The organism is Shewanella vesiculosa (assembly GCF_009994065.1).
Classification (GTDB): domain Bacteria; phylum Pseudomonadota; class Gammaproteobacteria; order Enterobacterales; family Shewanellaceae; genus Shewanella; species Shewanella vesiculosa.
The window spans coordinates 144,233-169,801 of sequence record NZ_JAACSD010000003.1 but is presented as its reverse complement, the minus strand read 5'-3'; the positions used below and the strand labels follow the sequence as shown (position 1 = coordinate 169,801).

16 protein-coding genes and 1 tRNA gene are annotated in these 25,569 nt (G+C 43.1%); 6 read left to right on the top strand and 11 right to left on the bottom strand.

Annotation, left to right across the window (positions count from 1 at the left end; all coding sequences use genetic code 11):
• Positions 1-185: 185 nt before the first annotated feature.
• The gene (gene punR / locus GW828_RS00780) at positions 186-1,088 is read right to left on the bottom strand and encodes a DNA-binding transcriptional activator PunR (RefSeq protein ID WP_124015962.1); all 903 of its coding nucleotides are present in this window, start codon (positions 1,086-1,088) and stop codon (positions 186-188) included.
• 327 nt (positions 1,089-1,415) lie between these two features.
• Here punR and GW828_RS00775 point away from each other — a divergent pair.
• Both GW828_RS00775 and GW828_RS00770 read left to right on the top strand, forming a co-directional pair.
• A tRNA-Ser gene (locus GW828_RS00775) sits at positions 1,416-1,505 on the top strand.
• 1,000 nt (positions 1,506-2,505) lie between these two features.
• On the top strand, positions 2,506-5,064 hold the full coding sequence (locus GW828_RS00770) for an excinuclease ABC subunit UvrA (RefSeq protein ID WP_273057216.1): 2,559 nt from the start codon (positions 2,506-2,508) through the stop codon (positions 5,062-5,064).
• Between the two features lie 503 nt (positions 5,065-5,567).
• On the opposite strand, the gene GW828_RS00765 is transcribed toward GW828_RS00770, so the two are convergent.
• Positions 5,568-6,644 carry an ABC transporter substrate-binding protein gene (locus tag GW828_RS00765; protein WP_273057218.1) on the bottom strand — a complete coding sequence of 359 codons (1,077 nt, stop codon included), beginning with the start codon at positions 6,642-6,644 and terminating at the stop codon, positions 5,568-5,570.
• A 506-nt stretch (positions 6,645-7,150) separates the two neighbouring features.
• Here GW828_RS00765 and GW828_RS00760 point away from each other — a divergent pair.
• The 3 genes from GW828_RS00760 to GW828_RS00750 all read left to right on the top strand — a co-directional run bounded on the left by GW828_RS00760 (position 7,151) and on the right by GW828_RS00750 (position 10,856).
• Positions 7,151-9,304 (top strand): M3 family metallopeptidase, encoded by a 2,154-nt coding sequence (locus tag GW828_RS00760; protein WP_273057220.1) that lies wholly within the window; start codon positions 7,151-7,153, stop codon positions 9,302-9,304.
• A 269-nt stretch (positions 9,305-9,573) separates the two neighbouring features.
• Positions 9,574-10,536, top strand: coding sequence for a DnaJ C-terminal domain-containing protein (locus tag GW828_RS00755; protein WP_273057222.1), 963 nt, complete (start codon positions 9,574-9,576; stop codon positions 10,534-10,536).
• A 2-nt stretch (positions 10,537-10,538) separates the two neighbouring features.
• The gene (locus GW828_RS00750; protein ID WP_182697195.1) at positions 10,539-10,856 is read left to right on the top strand and encodes a chaperone modulator CbpM; all 318 of its coding nucleotides are present in this window, start codon (positions 10,539-10,541) and stop codon (positions 10,854-10,856) included.
• Between the two features lie 101 nt (positions 10,857-10,957).
• Here GW828_RS00750 and GW828_RS00745 read toward each other — a convergent pair whose 3' ends face one another.
• The 4 genes from GW828_RS00745 to GW828_RS00730 are packed head-to-tail and all read right to left on the bottom strand — an operon-like array spanning position 10,958 to position 14,583.
• Positions 10,958-12,085, bottom strand: coding sequence for an ABC transporter permease (locus GW828_RS00745; RefSeq protein ID WP_182697196.1), 1,128 nt, complete (start codon positions 12,083-12,085; stop codon positions 10,958-10,960).
• A complete protein-coding gene (locus GW828_RS00740) occupies positions 12,075-12,992 on the bottom strand; it encodes an ABC transporter ATP-binding protein (RefSeq protein ID WP_273057225.1) in 918 nt (305 codons plus the stop codon). Before GW828_RS00740 ends, GW828_RS00745 begins: the two co-directional genes overlap by 11 nt.
• Complete coding sequence (locus GW828_RS00735) at positions 12,989-13,930, bottom strand: HlyD family secretion protein (protein WP_273057226.1); 942 nt, start codon at positions 13,928-13,930, stop codon at positions 12,989-12,991. The genes GW828_RS00740 and GW828_RS00735 overlap by 4 nt, the downstream gene beginning before the upstream one ends.
• Positions 13,927-14,583: a TetR/AcrR family transcriptional regulator gene (locus tag GW828_RS00730; RefSeq protein ID WP_124015970.1), complete on the bottom strand. Its 657-nt coding sequence runs from the start codon at positions 14,581-14,583 to the stop codon at positions 13,927-13,929. Before GW828_RS00730 ends, GW828_RS00735 begins: the two co-directional genes overlap by 4 nt.
• Before the next feature lie 613 nt (positions 14,584-15,196).
• On the opposite strand from GW828_RS00730, the gene GW828_RS00725 reads away from it, so the two are divergent.
• On the top strand, positions 15,197-16,777 hold the full coding sequence (locus GW828_RS00725; protein ID WP_182697199.1) for a BCCT family transporter: 1,581 nt from the start codon (positions 15,197-15,199) through the stop codon (positions 16,775-16,777).
• A gap of 70 nt (positions 16,778-16,847) precedes the next feature.
• Here the strand turns inward: GW828_RS00725 and GW828_RS00720 are convergent, their stop codons facing one another.
• The 5 genes from GW828_RS00720 to GW828_RS00700 form a co-directional block, all read right to left on the bottom strand.
• On the bottom strand, positions 16,848-17,564 hold the full coding sequence (locus tag GW828_RS00720) for a 3'-5' exonuclease (protein WP_182697200.1): 717 nt from the start codon (positions 17,562-17,564) through the stop codon (positions 16,848-16,850).
• A gap of 9 nt (positions 17,565-17,573) precedes the next feature.
• Positions 17,574-19,448: a putative nucleotidyltransferase substrate binding domain-containing protein gene (locus tag GW828_RS00715; RefSeq protein ID WP_124015973.1), complete on the bottom strand. Its 1,875-nt coding sequence runs from the start codon at positions 19,446-19,448 to the stop codon at positions 17,574-17,576.
• Positions 19,449-19,968: 520 nt separating this feature from the next.
• Complete coding sequence (gene iadA / locus GW828_RS00710; RefSeq protein ID WP_273057230.1) at positions 19,969-21,132, bottom strand: beta-aspartyl-peptidase; 1,164 nt, start codon at positions 21,130-21,132, stop codon at positions 19,969-19,971.
• 8 nt (positions 21,133-21,140) lie between these two features.
• On the bottom strand, positions 21,141-22,613 hold the full coding sequence (yfcC, locus tag GW828_RS00705) for a putative basic amino acid antiporter YfcC (protein ID WP_273057232.1): 1,473 nt from the start codon (positions 22,611-22,613) through the stop codon (positions 21,141-21,143).
• Between the two features lie 70 nt (positions 22,614-22,683).
• The gene (locus tag GW828_RS00700) at positions 22,684-25,278 is read right to left on the bottom strand and encodes a TonB-dependent receptor (RefSeq protein ID WP_273057234.1); all 2,595 of its coding nucleotides are present in this window, start codon (positions 25,276-25,278) and stop codon (positions 22,684-22,686) included.
• Positions 25,279-25,569 lie beyond the last annotated feature (291 nt).

Genomic DNA, 25,569 nt, shown 5'->3' with positions numbered 1-25,569 from the left:
CTCAATGATTTGCTCAACGAGAAAAAAATCTTTCTCACTCTGAAGCTAAATCCTTTTCTATAGCGTAAGCAATGTACATTAAACAAAAATTAATTCATAACAAACATCATCTTAATAGGCGCTAATTTATCATAAACTATTCGATAAGTAATGTTATTAACAAAAACATATTTTGCATAATCTGTTTAGCTAAGCCATTCTTTTTTCAGTTTTTCAGTGTCACCTAAGTGATCTAATACCCACTGTAGAGCAGGGCTCATATTGGCAGTATTCCAAGCTAAACAGCAGGCGGTGTCTTGTTTGGGGGTAGCGAGCTGTTTTTCTATTAGCGCACCAGCTTTGATAAAGATATCGGCTAAATGATATGGCATATACCCCACACCTAAACCTTCTCTAAAGCAATTTATCGCTCTGATCCAATCGGGTACTACAATTCGACGTTGATTATTCAATAACCAATTCGGTCGATGAGCAATATTATGCGCTGTGTCTTGCAGGCAGATTGACGGATATTGTAATAACTCTTCATCGGTTAACGCGTGCTCAGCTTTAGCTAAAGGATGATTCTTCCCAACTAAAAAAGACCACTGGATCATCCCCATATCGCGAGATTTAAAGGTGCCACCAACAGGAATGCTCGAGGTAGCGCCAATCGCGATGTCACTTTTTCCTGTAGACAGTGCTTCCCAGACGCCGTTATATACTTCTAAGCGAATAATCAATTCAATGTCGGTAAAATGCCGATAAAAATCAGCTATTAAGCCACTTATTTTGTCGGCGCGAACCATATTGTCAATCGCAATCGACAATGAAGGGCGCCAGCCATTAGCCACTTTTTGTGTATCACGCTTAATGTTATTAAGTTTGGTCATGATCTCACGAGACTGGGCGACAAAATGTTCACCAGCAGGGGTTAAACTCACGCTGCGATGATGACGTTCAAACAATATTACCCCTAAGTCATCTTCAATCTGCTTAATGGCATAACTCACCGCAGAGGGCACTTTATTTAATTTATTTGCGGCGGCGGTAAAACTGCCTACGCGGGCCACAATATCTATCATTTCGAATGCTTGTTCTGAAAGCATCTCGCTATCCTTGGCATTAGCAACATTACTTGCAGTAAAGGTAAACATTAACCCAAATCAAATCAAGCAAAGTCGCTGTTATCGACCGTTTAATCACATTTGCATTAAGCTAGTGGCTATTTGTTGTGGCTTAAACAGCAGTTATTACAAATAGCGGGTTATGGGTGTTTATTGAGTGAATACCATCAAGCAAGCTGAGCTTTGTAACTATGTTTAATAGCAGATGTGCAAAGGGGATTTGAACTTGGGCATAAAATAGCCACTTAACCAATTATTTGCAATTTACTCTTTACACCATAGGGGCATTATCATATTATTCGCCCGCTCGGAGGGATGGCAGAGTGGTCGAATGCACCGGTCTTGAAAACCGGCAACGGTTTATCCCGTTCTAGGGTTCAAATCCCTATCCCTCCGCCACATTCAATGAAAAGGCCTTATCGAAAGATAAGGCCTTTTTGTTTGGGCAAAAGATAGAGATTTAAACCCAGGGTTCCTCTTTATTACAAGCAAGCTACCCCTCTGTCACATTCAACGGGGAAGCCTCATCAGTAATGATGGGGCTTTTTTGTATTTATAACATTTAAATCCAAGATTAATAGTTTTAAGATTGCTATATCTTTGCCATATTGAATAAATAGATAGGACTTTAATCCCACTAATTCTTGTTTGTTATAAACATGGTCATCCATCAATGTTGTTATCTTGAAAATGGCTGGCATAGTCAATTACTTTTAGATGTAGTAACTAAAGTTGATGCTGATAACGCGAAATAATAGCAGATAAGCATAGCGCCATTTATTTTTAATAGATTGAATATTGCTGCTGAAAACTGCTTAAAAATCACAATAGAGTTTGGCGCGTTATTCAAAGAAGAAGTAGGGGGCTTTGCCCATATTAAAAGACATTACCAGCATTTAGACCGAAAACGACGACAGAGCACAGCTAAATGCCAGCGTTGGAAGTGTGCGTATACAATCACTTCTGAATCCCACAAACTATTTTCTACTTGATCGATATCAAGCTTTTCTGTTGCCTTGGTTTTAACTAATGCGTCATTTTGTGGCTATTGAGTAAACATTATTTTTAATAACTCGGTTGAATCTGTGCGTTTAGAAAATGAGCGCAGGTGTTGGCAACTCAAAAACGAAAGGCGTTATGTGTTATCTTAAAATAGCTGGAATATTTTGATGGAGATAGTGATCTTATGCTCTCGGTTAAGAGCATGTAATGAGTTTTGTTCACCCTGACTGAGTAAGCTAGGCCATATTTGGCTTGATTATTGTTATTGTTGAGCCATGAAATAAATGGCAATTTAGGCTGAGAATTCCACATTAATGCCAGTAGAGGCAATCATATTCTGCACGTCCCATCATATCCTGCATATATAGACAAGAATTAACCTAAGGGGTCTTTAAGCATGAATAAAGCAAAGAATAGCGGCAGCCATCATTTGCCAGTTGACACTTTCAGTAGCCACACCCCGACAGCAACATCCGTTTCGCACCCCATACCCACGGGGTTTGTGCGCGTGCGCGGCGCCCGAGAGAATAACCTGCAGAACGTCGACGTGGATCTACCCAGGGACTCGATAGTCGCCTTTACTGGGGTGTCCGGCTCCGGCAAATCCTCGCTCGCCTTTGGCACCATTTTCGCTGAGGCCCAGCGACGTTTCTTCGAGTCCGTCGCGCCTTACGCCCGTCGCCTGATCCAGCAAGGCCATTCGCCTCAGGTGGATGAAATTACTGGATTACCGCCAGCCGTCGCACTGCAACAGCGCCGAGGAACACCCAACTCACGCTCAAGTGTAGGCACAGTTACCACCCTCTCGAATTCCCTGAGGATGCTTTATTCTCGAACAGGAGTTTATCCTGATGGGGCTTTGCGCCTCGAGTCAGACTCCTTCTCACCCAACACCGCCATGGGCGCATGCCCTAAATGTCAGGGACTTGGAACCGCGCACACAGTCACCGAGGCATCGCTGGTGCTCGACCCTTCACTGAGTATTCGCGAAGGTGCCGTCACGGCTTGGCCTGGGGCGTGGCAGGGTAAGAACCTGCGTGACATTCTTACAGCGCTCGGTTATGACGTGGATAAACCTTGGGAACAGCTGTCCCGCGCCGATCGCGATTGGATCTTGTTCACCGAGGAACAACCCGTGGTCGACATCATGCCGGAGCGGGAAAGGCCCCGACCTTACAAGGGAAAATTCTGGAGCGCGCAGAGTTACGTGATGCACACGCTTGCCGATTCAAAAAGCACCTCGGTGCGTAACCGTGTATTGAAATATGTTGAATCAGGGCCATGCCTAATGTGCGCGGGCAGTGGACTGCGCAGCGAAGCTCTCGCGGTTACCTTTAACGGCCGCACCATAGCCGAGCTTAACAGCTTGTCGCTCACCGATCTCCGCCGTGTGCTTGACCGTCCGGCGGCCAGCAATACCCCAGGTGAAACTATCACCAAGGATCTCACTCGCCGCCTCGATGTGCTGCTCGATCTCGGCCTCGGATACCTCAGTCTAGGCCGCGCAACACCCACGCTCTCTCCAGGTGAAATGCAGCGGCTGCGCATTGCCACCCAGCTGCGCTCTGGGCTTTTCGGTGTAATCTACGTACTCGACGAACCCTCCGCTGGGCTGCACCCGGCAGATGCCGAGCCGCTCCTTACCGTACTCGAGGAGCTCAAATCTAGCGGTAACTCAGTTTTTATCGTGGAACACAATATGGACGTGGTGCGCCGCGCTGACTGGGTCATCGACGTCGGCCCACATGCGGGAGAGCAGGGCGGAGTTGTCCTTTACAGCGGACCGACGGCGGGACTCAAAGATGTACCCGCCTCGATCACGCGAAAATTTCTCTTTGCAAGCGAGCGCCCCGTTCCGGCGGCACGCGAGCTACGACATCCGCTCGGCTGGCTGGGCCTGACGGGGATCACCCGCCATAACCTACGCGGCCTTGATGCCAAGTTTCCGCTCGGCATACTGACCGCGGTTACAGGTGTATCGGGCTCTGGCAAGTCCACCCTAGTGAGTCAGGTGCTCGCCGAGACTGTAGGCTTGTACCTTCATCCAGATCTAGACCCCAGTACCGGGATCGCATCCACAGCCTCGATGAATGGCGAGAAGGATGATCAACCCGAGCCTAAACCCGTCGAAATCACCACGGTTGAGACGATCACTGGGGCGGATCTGATCGATCGACTGGTGCGCGTTGACCAGAAACCGATTGGTCGCACACCGCGTTCCAACCTCGCCACCTATACAGGCCTGTTCGATGCCGTGCGTACCACATTCGCCGCGACCCCCGAGGCTCGAAGCCGAAACTTCGGCGCGAGCCGGTTTTCGTTCAACGTGGCGGGCGGCCGCTGCGAGACCTGCCTTGGAGAGGGATTTGTGGCGGTCGGTCTGCTTTTTTTACCAGGTAGTTATATGCCTTGTTCCGACTGCGACGGCACGCGATATAATCCTGAGACCCTCGAGGTGACGTACTGTAACAAGAATATAGCAGAGGTGCTTGAGCTTACCGTGGATGCGGCAATGGTGTTTCTCGCCGATGTGCCCTCGGCATTGCGCAGTCTTAAGACCCTTAGTGAGGTTGGGCTCGGCTACCTGCGACTCGGTCAACCCGCCACCGAGCTTTCCGGAGGCGAGGCGCAGCGCATCAAGCTCGCGACCGAGCTGCAGCGGGCACGCCGCGGCCATACGCTGTACATTCTCGACGAGCCCACAACCGGGCTGCATCCTGCCGACGTGCTATTGCTGCTCGCTCAGCTCAACCGGCTCGTCGATGCTGGCAATACCGTGATTGTGGTGGAACACGATATGGACGTAGTTGCCGCCGCCGACTGGGTTATCGACATTGGCCCTGAAGGCGGTGACAAGGGCGGCTGCATAGTGGTCGCCGGCACGCCCCATGCAGTGGCCGCTCACCCGGCGAGCCGAACGGCGCCTTACTTGGCCCAGTGCGTCTCTACCAACTGAGTTTACTGTTTGCCGTGGCAAATTCAGTAAACCTGACGCGCTGGGGCACCGATCCCAGCGCCAGTTGATAAGCCGCAATAGTTCCTACGCGGGTTCGACAGTGCAGCACAACGAGTAGCAAAGTAGGCAGCATAAATCTATCTGTAATAACACACTAAACCATCACTTTAGTATTCAAACCGATTACATTTTAACCGCGACAGCAAATAGAGAGGCAGTGCGAAATAGCACTGTCTCACAAACTACCGTTATTTTACTGATCCAAAAGCGTATTGTTATCATGGAAGTTAAATCTGATAAGTGTTTTTAAGCGGTTGTAATGGTTAACTCATATTTTGATGGTTAAAAAATTGACTTTTTAATTCAGGAATAAAGCCAGTTTCAGTTAGCAATTGCAGGGGTGATTTTAGCTTGTGAAACTAACCAATTGAAACAGAATGATTAATTTAATATTTAACGGGATGGCCTCGGGTGTAAACTCTTTTGGGAGCATTGCGGAGGCTTTATTTATCCATGGCCTTATTCCACATTTGCTTATAGGTATTACGGGTTCTTGAGCTTAGAGGGCGCCATAAATATTGCTCAGAGAAAAATGTCTCATCTCCGACTCTGGCATCTTTAACTAATTGTGGGTCGAGTAACTTAGCCGTAGCGCCATTCACTATAATGGAACCATACATTTCTAATATGCGTTTTTGCACTGGTTCGCTGATCATAAAGTCGATTAGTAAATAGGCCGCATCTAGCTTTTCACCTTTAACATGCCTTCCTATAGCTAAAGTATCTAGCCACACAGTTTGGCCTTCCTTAGGGGTTGCTAGTTTCCAGTTTTGTCCGCTTTTATTGGCAGCTGCTACCCCAAACCAATATGTGGTGGCCAATTCTAGATCTTTCATGCGCTCTACATCAGCCATACCGTTCCAAAATGAGTCTGCATTTTGGACTAGGCTCGTCAGTTTAGCTTGCACTTTAGGTTTATCAAACTCTATAGCATCTATGTCGTAGAAAGATTCTGGTGGGTAACCTAAAACCAGTAGCGTGGTATAGATGTTGGCTTCAAATTGATCACCTGTGATAGCAAATTTAGCTTTATTTTCCGGTTGCCACAATTCTTCCCAGGATTTTGGCTCATCTCGCTTTGCTGCATTGTAAGCCAGGCCATATGAGCCTCCAAGTAAAGGAACTGAATATTTTTTGCCTTTAAATTCATCGTATTGACTGTTTCTTAATGAATTAAGTACCTTGGGGTAATGACTCAGGCGACTAAAATCTATGGGTTGTAATACCTGAAGTAACCTGTTTTTATTCATCTTGTAGTAATTGTGTGTTGGGGTAGTCACATCAGCAGCTCTGGCTCGCAGTTTGTTGAAGATAAGTTCAGGATCTGTGATATAGGGATCCATAATATTTAGCTCAACTTCCATCCCCTTAGATTTAGCATAGACCTCAAAATCTTCTTTAAATGGGCTGATATAGCCTTCCCATTCTAGTATGTTCAATGTCACGGCTAGGGTATTTGTCGACATCAATATACCGGTTAAAAACAGGTTGTTTACTCTTAAGTATTTACCTATTTTCACTATGTGTATCCTTATTTAGTCACGAGCTTTGATTTATCGAATCAGTAAAGCGGTGAGTTCATCTAACCATGCATCTCATGTGTTATAAGGATTGTTCATAACAAGGAGTTTAGCCAGTTTGGCATAGCGTTTTTATTTGATACTTTGTGTTAATAATCTCATAAACCAACCACGCCAAACTAAAATAAACCCGCTTCTGTTGGTTGATTGCCGATACAAGTAACAGGTTTTTATCCGGTGTTAACTTAATTAAGTCTAAAAAACATCAATATGATATTTTCAAATAACATCATATTTTTATTCAATTCCCCGCTTACAAAAAGTGAAGTTTTACAGACCAAACTGGCTAAATTTACAGACTTTTATTAGGTTTTTTATGTTTTACCCACCAATGTTGATTATTTCAGCCTGACTTAAGCCACAAATAATAAACTAGTCGATAACGTATTCAATGAGTTGTTTACTATGAAAAATAACAAATATTAAAAGAAGGAAGTCGTTGTTATATGAAAATCAATCTTATCGCGCTAGCCGTTGCAGGTACACTTTCAACCACCCTGTTTCTCACGGGATGCCAATCAGCATCAGAAGCGGACAACAAGCAACAATTACATGTTAGTCCACTATCCGCAAATCCTTTATTTGTTGCTAGCACATTGCAATATCAAGCTCCCGATTTTAACATCATTAAAGATGAGCATTTTCAGCCAGCACTTGAGCAAGGTATTAAAGAGCATTATCAACAAGTACTGATGATTGCTAATAATAATGATAAAGCCACTTTTGCCAACACCATAGTTGCACTGGAAACTAGCGGTGAACTACTCAATAGAGCAGCGAATGTGTTTTATAATTTAGCGAGCACAGACAGTAACCCAACACTGCGAAAAATTCAGGGTGAAATGGCACCAAAAATGGCGGTTCACTCGGATAATATCCAACTCAACTCGGCATTGTTCTCTCGTATTGACTCACTTTATCAACAACGCCAGCAGTTAGGCTTGAGCGCTGAAGAGATCCGTCTGATTGAGGTTTATCATCAGCGCTTTATCATGGCTGGCGCTAAGCTAACCGATGAGCAAAAAGCCCAAATTAGATTACTCAATGAAGAGCAATCAACACTCACCAATGAATTTAGCCAACGCCTACTCAGGCTGACGAAAGAGATTGCAGTTGTTGTTGATTCTGAAGAAGAGCTTGCAGGATTATCTGTAAATGAGCTCCGAGCAGCGAAAGCAGATGCGAGTGCACAAGGTCTTGATGGTAAATATCTGCTAAGTATTACTAATACCACCCGCCAACCTGTATTAGCCAAGCTTGAAAATCGCGAATTGCGCCAACGTGTTTGGCAGGCTTCATCGACTCGCGGAATGAGTGGTGATAACGAAACCGCATCATTGGTGTCACGTTTAGCCCAGCTTCGTGCTGAGCGTGCAGCACTATTAGGGTACGATAGCTGGGCGGATTATACTCTGGCACCGCAAATGGCTAAGACGCCAGAGGCGGTATATGAAATGTTTGGATCTATGGTGCCCGCAGTTGTCGCTAATACCGAAAAAGAAGCCGCTGATATTCAAATGATGATCAACAAGACTGGCGCTGATTTTACCCTAGCACCATGGGACTGGGCTTTCTACGCTGAAAAAGTACGTAAAGAGAAGTACGATCTCGACGCCGCTTCAATCAAGCCTTACTTCGAATTTAACCGGGTATTGGAAGATGGTGTTTTCTTTACCCTTGAAAAACTCTACGGCGTCACCTTCAAGCCACGTCCAGATTTACCGGTTTACCATAAAGATGTAAAAGCCTATGAAATGTTTGATGTCGATGGCAGTTCGATGGCCATCTTCTATGCCGATCACTTTGCCCGAGAAGGTAAGCGCGGCGGAGCATGGATGAGTGCATTTGTCACTCAATCGACATTACTTAACAGCAAACCTGTCGTTGTTAATGTCATGAATATCAAAAAGGCACCTGAAGGTCAGCCTACGTATGTTAGCTATGATGAAGTGACCACAATGTTCCATGAAATGGGCCATGGCACCCATGGAATGTTTTCAAAAGTCACTTATCCAAGTCTTTCTGGCACGGCTGTTACCCGCGACTTTGTTGAGTTCCCATCAACCTTCGAAGAAGATTGGGCCGCGCACCCTGAAGTACTGGCAAATTACGCTAAACACTATCAAACCGGCGAGATGATCCCAGATGAGCTACTCCAAAAGTTACTTAAGTCGCGCAGCTTTAATCAAGGTTTCGACACTCTTGAGTATATGGCGGCCGCACTGGTAGATTTAGAGTGGCATTCGTTGCCGGCAGATGCGCCGCTTCAAGATGTCGCGCAGTTTGAAGCCGCTGCGTTGAAAAAGCATGGTGTTGATATCGCTGCAGTGCCGCCACGTTATAAATCGACTTACTTTGCTCACGCATTCCCTGGTGGATACTCAGCAAGTTACTACGCCTACATGTGGAGTGAGATCTTAGCTGCTGATGCATTTGCTTATGTACAAACTCAAGGTGGATTAAACCGTGAGATTGGGATGAAATACCGCAAGACCATTCGTGAAGTGGGTAACAGTGTGCCACCGATGGAAGCTTATAAAGCCTTCCGTGGACAAGAGCCGACAACTGAGGCTCTCCTTAAACGACGCGGTTTGAACTAAACATTCACATTGCATCGACAAAAATGCCGCTAAATTTAGCGGCATTTTTAATTAAATCAATTAAATATTCTGTTTGTGTTTTGTACATCAAGCCTCAGTAAGACCTTTTTTTTTAATCAACTAATGCTGATTAAGTAACCTAAGCATAGTGTGTTAGTGTTGATCAAGATCAAGCATATTGTTGCTCTGTGAGTCTACACTCATTAATGTAGCTGTGTTTAAAGCAGTCCGACGCTCCGTTGCAAACGTGTTTTTTGTTAGGGGATAACATGAATTTTAAAGACTATTACACGGTATTAGGCATAGATCCTCAAGCGGATGATAAGGCGGTAAAAGCCGCTTATAAAAAACTCGCGGTCAAGTATCATCCCGATGTGAGCAAGCATGATGATGCAGAGGCAAAATTCAAAGAAATTGGTGAAGCTTACGCGATATTACATAACGCTAAAAAGCGTGCTGAATACGATGAAGTGCGTCAGCATCATTTAAACCGAAGCCAAAATCAATATGCAAATCACGCAGCTGGCGGCCAAGATTGGGGCCAACAGCAAAGCGATCCTCAAACGGATCAAGAATTCTCTGATTTTTTCAATTCAATTTTTGGTGGCAGGCATACAGGCTTTGATCCTCACGGCCAATATCAAGGTCGACAGACTCAACCTGCAAAAGGCCAAGACATTGAAATGGAGTTCCCGATGTTTCTTGAAGAAACATTGGCCGACACGCTTAAGCCTGTCTCGTTCACTCTTCAACAACGCGATGCAGATGGTCATATTGTTGAACACCCCAAATCGTTAAAAGTTAACATTCCTGCCGGTGTAGTCAATGGTGAACGTATTCGTCTTAAAGGCCAAGGCGGACCGGGACAAACCAAAGCCGACAATGGTGATTTGTATTTGAAAATTCGTTTTGCGCCTCATCCTTTGTTTGATGTCGACGGGCGAGATTTAACTATTGTAGTGCCTGTAGCACCTTGGGAAGCCGTGCTGGGCACTAAGGTTAAATTACCAACATTAACAGGTCACATCCAATTAAGTATTCCTGCTAATAGTCAATCTGGACAGCGATTACGCATAAAAGGTAAAGGGTTACTGAGTAAAAAACAGCAAGGCGATTTATTTGCGCTGCTGAAAATTGTGGTGCCGACGGTATCAGATGAAACAAGCAAAAATTTATGGACTGAATTAGCCGAAAAAAATACATTCGACCCTCGTGCCAGTTGGAGTAAATAATCATGCTGCAGATTAATATAAGTGAACAAGATAGTTGGTTGAGCAGTGATGAATTGTGTGAATGCAGCGATATTAGCCTGGCACTACTACTGGAGCTTGTGGAGCATAGTATTGCCATTCCACAGCAGGGGGAGGTGATAGAGCAATGGCAATTTAGTGTCGAGAATTTACATCAAGTTAAAAAAGCCACTCGTATACAACGTGATTTTGCACTTGACTGGGGTGGCGTCGGTTTAATTTTACAATTACTCAATGAAAGAGACAGATTAGAGCATGAAGTGTATACGCTAAAACAGCAACTTAACCGTTTTAAGGTATAGCCTTATGCCGCTGCCTTAGTAAGGTTAACGCGCTTTGTGCCTTTATTTGTAGATGCAAAATAAGCGCAGGCTATGTAATGCTCAACGCTTATTTTGAGTCTTTATAGATGCTTATTAAACCGTTTTGCCGCTAATAGTACCCCAAGACAGGTAAAGCCCAGTAGCCACAGTGCATCTTGGCTTAATGACATGACTTCCGCTTCTCTAAGCACAATGCCTCGTACCATACGAATAAAATGGGTTGCAGGTAAAGCTTCCGATACCCATTGTGCTCCAATCGGCATGGCTTCATAAGGAAACATAAATCCAGATAATAAAATTGAGGGCATCAACACAAAAATGGTTAATTGCATGGCTTGAAGTTGAGTTTTCGCAATAGTACTTATCACTAAGCCTAGTGATAAACTGGCACAGATAAACAAGAAAGACGCCAGTAACAAAGAGTCTAATCCACCGCGAACCGGAACAGCAAAGATCCAGTGCCCAGCGCTAAGAATAATCGCGACTTGGATGAGCCCTACCAAAATGTACGGAATAATTTTACCCAGCATCAGTTCCAATGGCCGAACCGGAGTCGCAATTAAAAACTCCATATTTCCCAGTTCTTGCTCACGTACAATGGCCGCAGATGTAAACATAATCATTGTCATTGTTAGGATAACTGCCAGTAATCCAGGCACAATATTGACCACAGATCGCTGCTCAGGATTAAAGTATTCGACCACTTCAAATGTCGGCACACTCATGCTGGCTGAGCGGTTAGCCACTTCGTCCAACGGTAAATTCCTCAATGAGCGAATTGTTGCGGCTACCATAGTATCGGAACCGTCCAAAAGCCATTGACCTACCGGACGAGTGATTTGCGATGAACCTTGTTTGGCATCAAATGCAGGATGGATGAGTAAACGTTGAGGCAAATCAAGGGGTAAATAAAGTACGGCTTTGACTTCACCATTGGTAATCGCTTTCTCAGCTTGCTCGATAGAATAATATTGATATTGAAAATCCACTGCTTGGGTTGCAATTATCGTCTGAGTGACGGCTCGGCTATAGGTGGTTTGACTCATATCGATGATGCCTGCGGGCACATGGCGAATGTCGGTGTTAATGGCATACCCAAATAGCATTAACTGCAACAATGGGATCATCACTATCATGCCAAATGTCATCCGATCTCGAGACAGTTGCTTCATTTCTTTGACAACAATCGCCACTAATCTATCCCACATTGCGACCTCCGGTGCTGGTGACAAATACGTCTTCAAGACTCGGACGAACAATTTCAAGCTGATATTGCTGACAAATAGAACTCAGGTACTGCAGAGGCTCCGATATCGACTCATTCACCAGGACCCTTAAGCGCGTACCAGATTGAGACGCAGAAATAATTGCATCAACAGCCGACAGTTTCTGTTTTAACTCTCTTATATTATCGCCACTGACTTCAATAACCGTGGCTCCCATTGATTGCATCAAGTCACGCGGCGTGCCATTTGCTCGTCTGATACCATTTTCAAGAATGTCTAAGTGATGACAGCGCTCAGCTTCATCCATGTAGTGCGTTGATACCAAAATCGTTGTGCCACTGTTACTCAGATCAAATAAATGCTCCCAAAAATCACGTCGGTTTTGTGGATCAACGGCTGATGTTGGTTCGTCAAGAAACAGCAGTTCAGGGCGGTGCATCGTGGCACAGGCCAACGCCAAACGTTGTTTTTGTCCACCGCTCATGGTGCCTGCTAGCTGCTTTTGTTGCTGCTCGAGACCATATTGGCCCAGTAAGTCGGTTATGCGTTTTTTGTCTTTAACACTGTAGATAGCCGCCACGAAACGCATATTTTCCAATACCGTCAAATTGTCATATAAGGAAAATTTCTGCGTCATATAGCCGATTCGGCTTTTAAGTAATTCTTCATTTCCTTGCAACGGTAAACCTAAAATGGTGGCTTCGCCCGCAGTAGGCTTTAGTAACCCAGTTAACATTCTAATTAAGGTTGATTTACCACAGCCATTGGGGCCAAGAAAACCGTAAATGCTGCCTTTAGGCACCTGTAAATCGAGTTTATCTACCGCGATTAAATCGCCAAATTGACGGGTTAAGCCTTGTGTTTCGATCACATTTGCTAAGTCATTCATGGTAAACGAACCTCAACACCCAGACCATTAGGCAAGTTTGCATCAATAGGTAAGTCTATTTCGGTTAAATACATTAACCTTGCTCTATCTCGTTCATTTAGAGCAAAGTAAGGTGTAAACGCTGGGCTACTTCTGATATTGCGAACCGTCCCGGTTACTGGGTGTTCATAACCATCAACCCACACCGCTACAGTGTCACCGCGGTTAATTTTACCCAGAGCCGTTGCGGGCAAATATACTCGCGCGTAAAGTCGATCACTGGCTAGCAATGTCACTAATTGCACGTTCGCTGCGACTCGATCGCCAAGTTTCCAAGGTAAAACATCTACCACTCCAGCTTTAGGGGCTCGAATGCTTAATTCGGCTAGAGATTGCTGGGCATCGGCCAATGATGCTTGCGCCGCATCAGCTTGAGCTTGTGCTTGGACGACTTCTTCTCTACGGGTACCATTTTTAAGCTCTAACCATTGCTGTTTTGCTTGGGTTAATTGTGCAGCTGTTTGATCTTTTATTGCTTTGGCTGAATCAAAATCGGCTTTGGCGACAATTTTTTTAAACCAAAGGTCTTTCATGCGCACATAGTTTCGGTCTGCTTCTTGGGCTTGAGCTTGTACGGCAAGCATTGCTGCATTAGCGGCGGCAAGTTGCTCTAAACGAGTCCCGGTTTGCAATTGCTTAAGTTTTGCTTGGGCTTGAGTCAGCGTCGCTTGTCGTTGGTTAATAAGCCATTGCGCGTGCCGAGGATCAAGTTGAAGTAACAAGTCTCCTGCGTTGACTTGTTGTCCTTCTTTTACCTGTATCGAGCTAATCTGCTCTGTTACCGGCGCTGAAAGCATAATCCTATCCCGTTCAATTAAACCCATTGCGCGGTTACCTTCTTCAGCGGTACAGCCCGCGAAGAGCAAAATAATCGGCAAGTAAATTAGATGAGGTTTCATTTTTGGACTCCTGGTCCTGAAGATTCTAGAGGTGGAACTTGAAACAGTCCTTGATTCATCACCAGCATATTGTGGGCAATCAGTTGGTCTAACATAGACTCGCTCAGGGGGAGATTCATTTGTTTGAGTAATACTTTGGGAGCAATTAATGGAAAGACCATTAAGCTAATAAAGCTTAAGCGGACCCATTTGGGATCGAGCTGTGGGTTGATTTTTTGTTGGTCGGATAATTCTTTAATCCAGTCGCCTGCATAACCGAGCATTTCATGAATAACATTCGATACTATGATGAATGCCTCATCACTGGCCTGTTGATTTAATGATTGGAAAATTAGCCGAGGCAGGGCAGGAACATGTTCCATTATACGATAATAAGCGCGCATTAATGCTTCTGGTGAGTTCTGTTGTTTTTTTAAATCATGCTTGAATACACTGGCCACAGGAGCAATGGTTTCTCTCACCATGGTTTCAAACAAGCCAGCTTTAGAATCAAAGTAATAACGGATCATTGCTGCATCTACGCCAGCACGCCGAGCGAGTTCGCGAATAGACACACGATCGTAGCTGTTATGAAGAAAGCATCCTTTTGCCGCCTCTATCAGTGCCGCGCGAGTTTGTGTCTCCCCTTTGGGTCTTCCCGGTTTATCAGCCATATCAAACTCCGTTAATTCATCTATTGATGAATAATAACAAATACTGACTAAGAGAATAGGATATTAATTCCCCAACATAGGATCTCGTGCAGAATTATATTAATAAGCCGTATTTTGGTAAGACCAATAATTATCGCGCAGCAAGCTCAATAATTCATTTTATCAACTAAGCTATAATATGGTTTAAGTAATTATATTAGCGTAAAAAAATGACCTGAATAATAATAAATATGATTAAAAGCTAACTCTCTAATGGCGCAAGAAATGAATATATTTTTCGCGTATCTGGCTGTGTGTAAAAATTAATCTTGTTGAGTTTTTAGCAGGCAAAAATCTAATAATAGTCTACTGAGGCTAAATCAACTCTTATATCCTCATAAGATCAACTATTACAATATTGAATAAAGATAATTTATAGGGAAATATATTTAATATACAGCAGTTTATTTATAATTATTTTTGATTTAATAAGTTGTTTTCAAAGGGGATTATTTTTGTAAATATGCTTGATTTCTAAATAATCCTGAAATGATGAGCTTATTTTGTTAAAATCCCCACCAAGAACTGAATTGAGTGTCAAATTTACAGGGCTGGCGGCTCTAACAGAGGATTTATGAAGATAAATAAGGACAAATACAGTATAGATAATACCGATTATACTGTGGGGCAGGATAATATCCAAAAATGGGGCTTTGATATTCATAATTCCGTTTTTGGTATTAGTGCAGGTCTCATAGCGACCTTTTTAATTGCAATTTTAATTATTGATCCGGCAACATCAAAAGAATTTTTGGACGGTTTGAAATGGCAGATTATAGGCGCTTTTGACAGTCTATTTATGTGGTCTGCGAATTTTTTCGTACTCTTCTGTATCGGATTAATTTTATCTCCTTACGGTAAAATTCGTTTAGGTGGCGATGATGCCAAAGCGGACTATTCTAGGCTTTCTTGGATAGCAATGCTCTTTGCTGCTGGTATGGGGATTGGTTTGATGTTTTGGGGGGTTGCTGAGCCCCTAGCGTATTACACTGGTTGGTATGAAACGCCACTGAATGTGGTTGCTAATACACCTGAAGCGGCAGAGCTTGCTCTTGGTGCAACTATGTTCCATTGGGGATTACACCCATGGTCAATTTATGGCGTTGTTGCTTTGTCTATGGCTTTCTTTGCTTATAACAAAGGTTTGCCACTTTCAATACGCTCTGCTTTTTATCCTATCTTGGGTGACCGTACTTGGGGTTGGCCTGGACACATTATTGATATCTTAGCGGTATTAGCCACATTATTTGGTCTTGCAACGTCATTAGGTTTAGGTGCTCAACAAGCCGCTGGCGGATTCCAACATGTTTTTGGTATCGAAGCTGACTTGACCTTACAAATCACGATTATTGTGGTTGTCACATTACTTGCCGTTATTTCAGTGGTACGTGGTCTTGAAGGCGGTGTTAAAGTGATCAGTAACATCAATATGTTACTTGCGGTTGCTTTACTTGTGTTTGTTGCACTTGTTACTTTTGCCGTTTCCATGGGGACGATTCCGACCACGGTAATGGGCTATGTTAAAAATATTATTCCATTGAGCAATCCTATCGGTCGTGAAGATGAAGCTTGGATGCATGGTTGGACTGTGTTTTATTGGGCTTGGTGGATTTCTTGGTCTCCGTTTGTGGGTATGTTTATTGCTCGTATTTCACGCGGCAGAACCGTTCGTGAATTTCTGGCCACTGTATTGATTGTTCCAACTGTAGTAACCATTTTATGGATGTCTGTATTTGGTGGTATCGCTATCGATCAAGTGATCAATAATGTCGGTACATTGGGCAGTAAAGGGCTAACCGAAGTGCCATTAGCTATGTTCCAAATGTTTGATTCGTTGCCATTAGGTAATCTGTTATCAATGCTGGCGGTACTTTTAGTGTTGGTGTTCTTTATTACCTCTTCTGATTCAGGTTCACTTGTTATCGACAGTATTACAGCTGGTGGCAAAATAGATGCTCCGATCCCACAGCGTATTTTCTGGGCTGTCATCGAAGGTGCTATTGCTGCGGTATTATTGTGGGTTGGTGGTACTGAAGCGATTGAAGCATTGCAGGCCGGCGCGATATCAACAGGATTACCGTTTACCATTATTCTGTTAATCATGTGTGTCAGCTTACTGTTAGGCATGCGCACCGAGAAACATAATAAAGGCTAGTCTTAATCTGTAACAAAAAGCCGATGATTAATTCATCGGCTTTTTTATGGGTTAATGGTTATCGATGGGACTATAGCCACAATTTTCGAATTTCAGTATCAGAGCTAAAATGATAGTTAATTTGTGCCTGTAGTAACTCGGCAGTGGCAATCGCGTCGGTTAGGGCATCATGAGGTGCATAAGCGGGTAAGTTGTAACGCTCTCGAGTATTAGCCAGTCGAATTGACACCTTGTGTTTGGGTTTAAAAAAACTCAATATTCCCTGAGATTTAGCCCGTTGTAAATTAGCTTCAATTTGCATGGTATCAATCACTGGGAAGACAATGCCTTCATTAATCAACAGTCGTAAAGCGTGATCCAGAAAATCACGTTCAATATGGCGATAATGTACCACGACCACTTTACCTGCCAGTTCATCTAAAAGCTGCTCTAAAATCAGTAACAGATCAGGTGCTCCTTGTAAATCGGAGTGGGTAATACCATGGATAATAATCGAGTTTTCTTGGAGTTTATCTTGTGGATTTAGATACCATTTTTTGGCTTTACGGCAAAAAATTCGCCGTAAATTAAACGGCACTAGACCAATACTAATAATGCTATTTTGCTGCGAATCTAGGCCAGTAGTTTCAAAATCAAGCGCGACAAATTCAATGTCGCTCAATGGAGTTTCATTGCAGTAGGTACCCGCTTGATAAAAATCATATAAGCGTCGATCTTTACTGTTTTTTGCTTTTAATTTAAGCAACGCTGCCCAGTTTAAAATTTCGTTATCGCTGAAATTGGTCATGAGTTAGCCTTAAAGTTTGTTGGCTGTATAACGATATTTTAAAAAGTTTTGCGCATTACTTAACACTAAAAAAGCATCTTTAAGGTTGCGTCGCTCAAAATCAGACATACTTTCTGGTTCAATATTATTATCAGGCTCGATACCAGATTCGATATCTGACGACTGATGGCGCAAGCGAACCAGAGAGATAAGCTCCATGGCATGTTGTAAATCCTCACCTTTTGAGGTGGGCAGAATACCCGCTTCGATAATATCTTCTAAGCGTTCAAATGAGTTTTGTGATTGCGAACCGATGGCTAAGGCATGTACTCGAATTAAATCCGCCAATGGTGCAGTACCACGACGTTTTAAATTAATCGAGTTATTGTGGCGACCATCTTTTTCCATTACAAAATCTTTAAAAAATCCCAGCGGAGGTTTACGGTTAAGAGCATTGTGCGCCAAGCAGGCTAAGAAGCGGTTGTTTTTCTTTGCTTTTCTAAGAATAAATGCATTTAACTGCTCAGCCCATTTGATGCGGCCATAGACACCGGTAAGGTCAAAGAAAATTGAACAATTTAATAACGCTTGTGGATTAGGATTGTCTATCCAGTCACCGAAACATTCTTCCCACTGCGCACGTGTTTTGCGGTTCTCTGGGTTGCTGGCCATAATATCACCGGTGCAATAGCTGTAGCCGCAGGCGGCTAAACCATCACAGACAAAGTTTGCTAGCTGTTCAAAGTAGGCACCATGCAAGGCGACTTGATAACTATTGTCGAGAATAATGGCATTGTCTTGGTCGGTGACCATCAGCTGTTCATCACGGGCCATCGACCCCAGTGCTAAAAAGCAGTAGGGCACTGGTGGCGGGCCAAATTTTTCTTCCGCCAGTTCTAACAAACGCTGTTTAAAGTTACGGCCAATTTCTGACATTGCCCGACCAACCATGTGGGAGTTGGCATCTTCATTAACCATACGCACAAAACAATTTTTCAGCTGTGCAGAAAGAAACACTAAATCTTCGCTACTTTTTTGCTGAAAAATACTGCTGACAAATAACAAACTATTTTGTGATTCGTAACGGATAATATCCGCAACTTCGATCAGTCCAATGGGTTTTTTATTCTTTAAAATAGGCAGATGGTGAATGTTATTACGCAACATAAGCAGCATGGCTTCAAAGATATATGCGTTATGATCCAGTGAAAACAACTGAGTCGTCATGACTTGTGAGATAGGATTGTCAACATTGATGCCTGCAGCAATTACATTTGCACACAAATCGTGCTCAGTAATAATGCCAACGAAACTGCTGTCTTGTTGATTTTCTATCGTCGGATCATTAATTAATACTGCAGAAATATTCTCGTCGGCCATAATTTTGGCCACGGCCTGGATTGTCGTATTACAGGGAAGCACCAGAGCTTCCCGAGTCAGTAAGGTTTTCACCTTAGATGTGGTCAGCGCATTGTCACTGGTTTTACCTTTTACCGCCTGTTTTAAACGCGTGGTATCTTCAACCTCTACAAAATCGGCGAAATCGTCGTAATGTTCGCACAAATCAGTAAATACTGACTCTGGAATACAATATAGCAGGGTATCTTTTACCGCTTTGGCTGGGAAACGAACTTTATTATTAGTCAGTAAACCCATTTGGCCAAATAATTGCCCTTGATCGAGGCGATTATACAATTCACCTTTACGGCGATATAGCTCAACCACTCCGCTGCGGATCATATAAAGTTCGGTAATGTTATCGGTGAAATTAACTATCATGCTATCGGTACGGTAATAAGAAATTTCAACGCTTTTGGCAACTTCAATGATGACTTGTTCAGGAAGCTGATCAAAGGGAGCGTACTGGGCAATAAAGCTTTGAATTTCGAGTAGTTCGGCTGACATAAATAGGCCTGCTAATATGTGATGACTGAGCTTCGTTGATAGTATTTAAATGCAAATCTATCAACGCGAAAATAGTGGCGTCTATCGTTGTTGATGATTATTGAGTCTGCTTAGTGGTGATGTTATTGCAGATAATAAGTAAACAATAGGTAAAGACAAACGATAGTCAATTTGGAAGTCTCATTCTATCACTGCTGTGCTTGTGTTGTAACAAAAGCTGCTACCTGCTGTTGAACAATACCGATATAGCTAACCGTACTGGGTTTGCTTGATTGTATTTTAAGCACCTTTGTGGTGATTGATACCTAGGTTGCTGCTTGTTGAGTTAACTTGATGGGACAAAAAGATCACTAAAATATAAGTTCTCTAAAATATGAGAATACTAAAATATGAGAATACTAAAATATGAGATCACTAAAACATGAGATCACTAAAAACATAAGATGAATCACGCGACTCTTATACTTACTGTGCCCGGGTTAACAGGCACTGTGTTATTGAGAGAGATATTTATAATCGCTTAAAACGGTATTTTCAATTGAGATACGCCGTCAAAATAGACTCGTTCGCCTTTACTGTATACCGCCTCTATTGCCAATGTATGTGCATTAAGCAGATTAATATCGGCATCCAACCCAGCTGCGATACAGCCTTTAGTCTTAAGCTGCAAAATGCTCGCAGGGGACAGAGTTATCGACGTCAAAGCATCTTCAATTGACACGTCAAACTGTTTTACTGCGTCAACCATAGCTTGATGAAGACTGCAGACTTGACCCACTTGTAAATCGATTAATTTACCTAAGTGATCAAATACCGGCAAACTCGCATTACCATCGGAGCTCATGGTGATTTGGTGCACAGGTACTCCCTGTTTTAACGCTAAGGCTAATGCTTGTGCGGCCGGTATTTCGCCTTGCTCAATAATTTGCGCTGTTGTACTGGTAGTAAAGTCGATATAACCCCCTTTGGTGGTAAATTCAATCCCAGCTTCAAACAAGGCGCGACTGCGATTAATATGGGTTGGATAGTACTGGGTGATGGGAATATCAAATTGTGCTATAACATCATAAAGCAAATCTAGGCGACTGTTTTCATCGCCTAAATGCACACTTACAATTCCTGCTTTTCCCGCTAACATGCCGGCCACTCTTGCTTCAGATGTTAACCTTGCCATTTCATGAGCGGTTAATTGAGAACTTCTGTGATCAGCAATGGCCACCTCCCCAACACCAATAAACTTTTCAATAAGCATGATATCGTGTTTCATGGATTGAGTGACTGTCACCATAGGATAATGGTAAGAACCTGTATAACAGTAAACCGATATGCCTTGCTCTTCTAAGGCATAGGCTTTGGCGAGTAAGTTCTCTAAACTTCGGGTTTGTGCATCCGTTCCCAGTACTCCAATTACAGTCGTTACGCCACCTTTTATGGCTTCATTAATATGCATCTCCGGGGTGCGAGTGGTATAACCGCCTTCACCACCACCACCGGTAATATGCACAAGTGAATCAACAAAGCCTGGAGTTAAAATAAGTCCATCAGTTTGGATCACTTCAACAAATGAGCTGGCGATTAAGTTGATGTTGTCTTCAACGGCAATAATTTTATCACCAGCAATCAGCACATCTTTTTGACCAAGATATTGGGGTGCATAAACGTGAGCAGATTTAAATAATTTCATGAAATTCCTTAACTGAGATTAATGCTTACGGCAATCACGATGAATGAGATTGATATCACTGCCAGTAACAACATAAATCGCCATATAAATTTAGCCCACACAAACCAGTCTACTTTTGCAACACCTAGACAACCAATTAATGCAGCGGATGTGGGGATAATAATATTAGTGAGACCGTCACCGAGTTGAAAAGCTAATACTGCAATTTGCCTTGGTAAACCTAAAATATCTGATAACGGTGCCATAATGGGCATGGTTAACGCAGCTTGGCCTGACCCCGAAGCGATGAAGAAATTAAATACCGATTGAAATAAGTACATACAAACGGCGGAGATTGTTTTTGGCAAATCGCCTAAAAACAAGCCGGTATAGTAAAGCAGGGTGTTTAACACTGAGGGCGTATTGGCTTGATCACCACCTAATATAATAACAATGCCTTTTGCCATCCCTACAATCATTGCTGCTGGCAATAATTCCATTGCGCCTTTTTTAAATGCATCAGCAACAGCATTGACCTTAAGTCGGCCGCTAAAAATAGCAATAATGCCAACTAAGCAACCAAGAGTAAAAAACTGGCTTGCCAGTTCAGGAATATAGTATCCACGGGCGATAACCCCCCAAATAACCCAAACAATACCGAGTGCAAAGGTGGTTAAGATAAGGATATCGGTTAGAGTGATATTTGCTTTTAAGGTATTTTCAGCACTGGAGTCAGTGTCGCTATGGATTGTTAGATGACCATCAAGATGATCATCTAATAACCCACAATTGTGCTTTACCTGTTTGGCATACCGCATCGTAAACACCACACCAACAAGTGTGAAGATACACCACATGACGACTCTAAACTGCAAGCCAGACATTAAAGGTAAATCAGCGATACCCTGTGCTATGGCAACACTAAATGGGTTCATCCACGAGGCGGCAAAACCAATTTGTGTCGCGACATAAGTGACTAACACGGTCACAATACCGTTGTAACCAATAGCCCGCATTAATGGCAGCAAGACGATACAAAATGCTATGGCTTCTTCACCCATACCAAAAATAGCGCCACCAGCAGAAAACAACACAAATAAAATAGGGATAAAGGCTAATTCAAACTTTTGCGTTTTAGCGATGAGCGCTAAAATACCATTGTCTATGGCCTGTGTTTGCATGATGATGCCAAAGGCTCCCCCGGTAATAATGATAAACATCATTACGCCAATAGACGATCCCCACTTATCTCCAGAAACCATGCCTTCAAAGGCAAAATTGAGAAATCCAATTTCGCCGTGTTCAGCAAATAAAGGCACACCTTGGTACTGGCTTGCAAATTGAAAACTCCCGGCAACTAATTCAGATTTGTTTGTGTGTGGATTGATCGTAACTTCAAAAAAACCTGCTGGTATAAAGTGAGTTGCGATTGCTGCAAACATCACAACAAAAAATAAAATGATAAATGCATCAGGCATTTCTCGAACAGTTTGTGGCTTCATATTGTTATACTTTTTCACCGAAAAGAGAGAAACGTTGGTCGTTTATGGACAACGACCAACGCAGATTTACTTAGAATTTAAAAGTATATCGGACATTCCAACGACGGCCGAGCCAATCATGAATTGAACTGGCGTAACCGTTAGTCGGTGACGATGCATAGGGTGGTTGTTCATCAGTGAGATTACGAACCGAAAACAACAGTGCATGCTGTGGCGAGAAATCATATCCCAAGCTGGCACTAAAGGTTAACCAATCATCCACGGTTTCGTTATCAAATTTAAAGTCACCATCACCAAGTGAACTAATATAGTGGCTCGACACACTGGCATTCCAATCATCTAGCTGCCAATCAGCGCCAAAATCAAGTACGCTTTCTGGTCTGGCTATTTCAGATGCACCACTGAGTTTACCCAGTAAATCTTCAACAGGAGTTGTCGGAGACACTTGTCGTTCAAATGAGAAAGTTTCAGTACCCGTGAAATAGAATGAAAAATCACCCATATTGCTCGTTTGAAGACGATAGTTAATTTTATAATCTATGCCATCGGTACTTTGGTTACCAACGTTAAAGTAACCAGTGCGTAAAAAGCTAATGTCGCCTTGACCATCGACAACACAACCAAAATTATCACCTAAGTCACCGATATTGTTCACCACATTAGCTGGGTTTTTAATACACGAATCTAAGGTAGTATTGGCATCAATATCAACAATGTCATCGTGTTCATAGCGCCAATAATCAAGAGTGAATTGTAAATCATCTGTGGTATTCCAAGACAATCCTACATTCATCGCCTGTGATTTTTCAGCCTGCAGATTTTTATTGCCTATGGTTTCTTGATCAAATTCTAACTCGCCGTAATCAGCCCCCGCAACACCACAAAGTGCATTATATGGCTCGCCTGCACCACAATTAATATATTGGCTACCCAAAGATGTTCCCGCACCTAACTGCGATAGAGATGGTGCCCGAAAACCTGTACTCCATGAAGCGCGCAAGACAAGGTCATCAAAAGGATTGTATCTCAGTGACACTTTAGGATTAATATCGCCGCCAAAATCACTGTAATGGTCATAACGCAAAGCCGCGATGACATCCAGAGAATCGAAAATCGGGAAGTTAAATTCACCGTATGCTGCATATTGTGTTCTGTCTGCAGCTGCATCACTGGCTCCAAGACCAATAATGTTGTTATTAACCGCATTGAGTGACGGTGTGTCTGAGATATCTTCTTTTCTAAATTCGCCACCAAAAACAGAGCTTATTACGCCCGCGGGTAATTCGAATAAATCGCCTGAAAAGTTAAAGTCGACTGATAACACCTCTGACTCACCTTTGCGCACGCCAGGATCCCTTAATGCAGCAATTTGTTGTTGTGTATTATCAAGCCCAAGATTAAACGGATTAAAACTGCCATTTGCGATTGCTGCATCGAGTAAGTCGCCATTCATATAACCAGAAGTATTGCTAATCTCGTTAATCGACTTTCCGTAACTCAACGCCGTTTCCCAGCTCCAATCGTCCCATTCTCCGCGAAGACCAGATAACACACGATAACTTTGAGTATCATATTGCTGAATTCGACGTTCAGGGAAGCGGGTTCTTACGGTAATAGAATCACTTACTGTGCCATCAAGTAAGTCTATATCGCGCAGATACTGTGGAACATTAGTGGAATTACCATCGATATAAGTAGTATAGCCAGCGGGGGCTTCGTAAGATGATCCGCTATTTTTCTGGTACATTGCTTCGGCAAACAATGTCATCCCATTATCTAATCGATAAAGGTGATTTAACGTGGTGCCTATATTCTCATAATCTGGTTGAATTGCTCGTTGGATAACATAGTCATAATTACATCGACTACCATCTTGTTGAGTATCGTCACCACACCATGATTCAGCATAGTCATTACCATCTATCGACACTCGTGTACTTGATTCATAGGTAACATTAACCGCTCTGTCGCTATTAAATATGGCATTACGAGTCGCATAATCTACTACTACTGTGGTGTTGCTATTGGTTGTTTCAAAGCCTCCAGCATAGGTAATGTTGGTGCGACTTGCATCGTGGCTTGATGTGTCGTCTCCATACTGAGCGCTAAATTCATGACCGACAAAATCTTTACGTAAGATAAAGTTAATCACCCCAGCTATAGCGTCAGATCCGTAAATGGATGATGCGCCATCTGTTAGCACATCAATACGCTCAATGGCAGACAGTGGAATGGCATTAACATTCACAAATGAATCAGAACCATTGGAGAACGAATCAACCGCAACACGGCGGCCATTAATTAATACTAGGGTAGAACTGGATCCAAGACCACGTAAGCTGACACCAGACGAGCCTGCTGGGGCACCATCTGCACCGGCAACGCCACCGGTTTCTGAAAAGGTCCCAGCGCTGGAGGCTTGTGGTAAATCTCGAAGAAATTCGCTTACCGATCCATAGCCCTTTTTAGTGATGTCATCGTGAGTAAAGCTTTGTAATGGATTAGCGCCTTCCATATCAACGCCTTTTAACCTTGATCCGGTAATACTGACCCGTTCTACTTTATTGACCTCTGTTTGAGTGTCATTTAATTCATTGCTAACAGCACTTGCAACAGGTGATAACGCTACGCCAAATGCAGCGCATAATAATACTGAACTTCTCATGATAAGCTCCCGAGATATCTCTTATTGTATTTTTTTAGATGCAGACAAACTGCGCGTGAGTCAATACGCGTGGCATGTAAGAATATGCAGATGCACTACATCAATTAAGTTTTGAGAGGGGAGTAATGACAGCAAGACAAGACTCCACCGAACACTATTGTATTCAGTGGTTTATTCGTCCCACCATTCAGACAAATACCATGTGCGGTAATGGTATCTTTGGAAAATTGTTGCAATTAGAATCATGTTATAAACTATGAGCTATTGTTGTTGACCTGTTAAGAGGCTATC

What these genes read in the sequence shown, in the direction of transcription:
- GW828_RS00750 (WP_182697195.1), top strand. Translation starts at nt 10,539, where the DNA reads ATGCTGCAGATTAATATAAGTGAACAAGATAGTTGGTTGAGCAGTGAT.
- GW828_RS00730 (WP_124015970.1), bottom strand. Translation starts at nt 14,583, where the DNA reads ATGGCTGATAAACCGGGAAGACCCAAAGGGGAGACACAAACTCGCGCG.
- yfcC (WP_273057232.1), bottom strand. Translation starts at nt 22,613, where the DNA reads ATGAAGCCACAAACTGTTCGAGAAATGCCTGATGCATTTATCATTTTA.
- GW828_RS00725 (WP_182697199.1), top strand. Translation starts at nt 15,197, where the DNA reads ATGAAGATAAATAAGGACAAATACAGTATAGATAATACCGATTATACT.
- iadA (WP_273057230.1), bottom strand. Translation starts at nt 21,132, where the DNA reads ATGAAATTATTTAAATCTGCTCACGTTTATGCACCCCAATATCTTGGT.
- GW828_RS00700 (WP_273057234.1), bottom strand. Translation starts at nt 25,278, where the DNA reads ATGAGAAGTTCAGTATTATTATGCGCTGCATTTGGCGTAGCGTTATCA.
- GW828_RS00715 (WP_124015973.1), bottom strand. Translation starts at nt 19,448, where the DNA reads ATGTCAGCCGAACTACTCGAAATTCAAAGCTTTATTGCCCAGTACGCT.
- GW828_RS00745 (WP_182697196.1), bottom strand. Translation starts at nt 12,085, where the DNA reads ATGTGGGATAGATTAGTGGCGATTGTTGTCAAAGAAATGAAGCAACTG.
- GW828_RS00760 (WP_273057220.1), top strand. Translation starts at nt 7,151, where the DNA reads ATGAAAATCAATCTTATCGCGCTAGCCGTTGCAGGTACACTTTCAACC.
- GW828_RS00740 (WP_273057225.1), bottom strand. Translation starts at nt 12,992, where the DNA reads ATGAATGACTTAGCAAATGTGATCGAAACACAAGGCTTAACCCGTCAA.
- GW828_RS00755 (WP_273057222.1), top strand. Translation starts at nt 9,574, where the DNA reads ATGAATTTTAAAGACTATTACACGGTATTAGGCATAGATCCTCAAGCG.
- punR (WP_124015962.1), bottom strand. Translation starts at nt 1,088, where the DNA reads ATGCTTTCAGAACAAGCATTCGAAATGATAGATATTGTGGCCCGCGTA.
- GW828_RS00720 (WP_182697200.1), bottom strand. Translation starts at nt 17,564, where the DNA reads ATGACCAATTTCAGCGATAACGAAATTTTAAACTGGGCAGCGTTGCTT.
- GW828_RS00770 (WP_273057216.1), top strand. Translation starts at nt 2,506, where the DNA reads ATGAATAAAGCAAAGAATAGCGGCAGCCATCATTTGCCAGTTGACACT.
- GW828_RS00735 (WP_273057226.1), bottom strand. Translation starts at nt 13,930, where the DNA reads ATGAAACCTCATCTAATTTACTTGCCGATTATTTTGCTCTTCGCGGGC.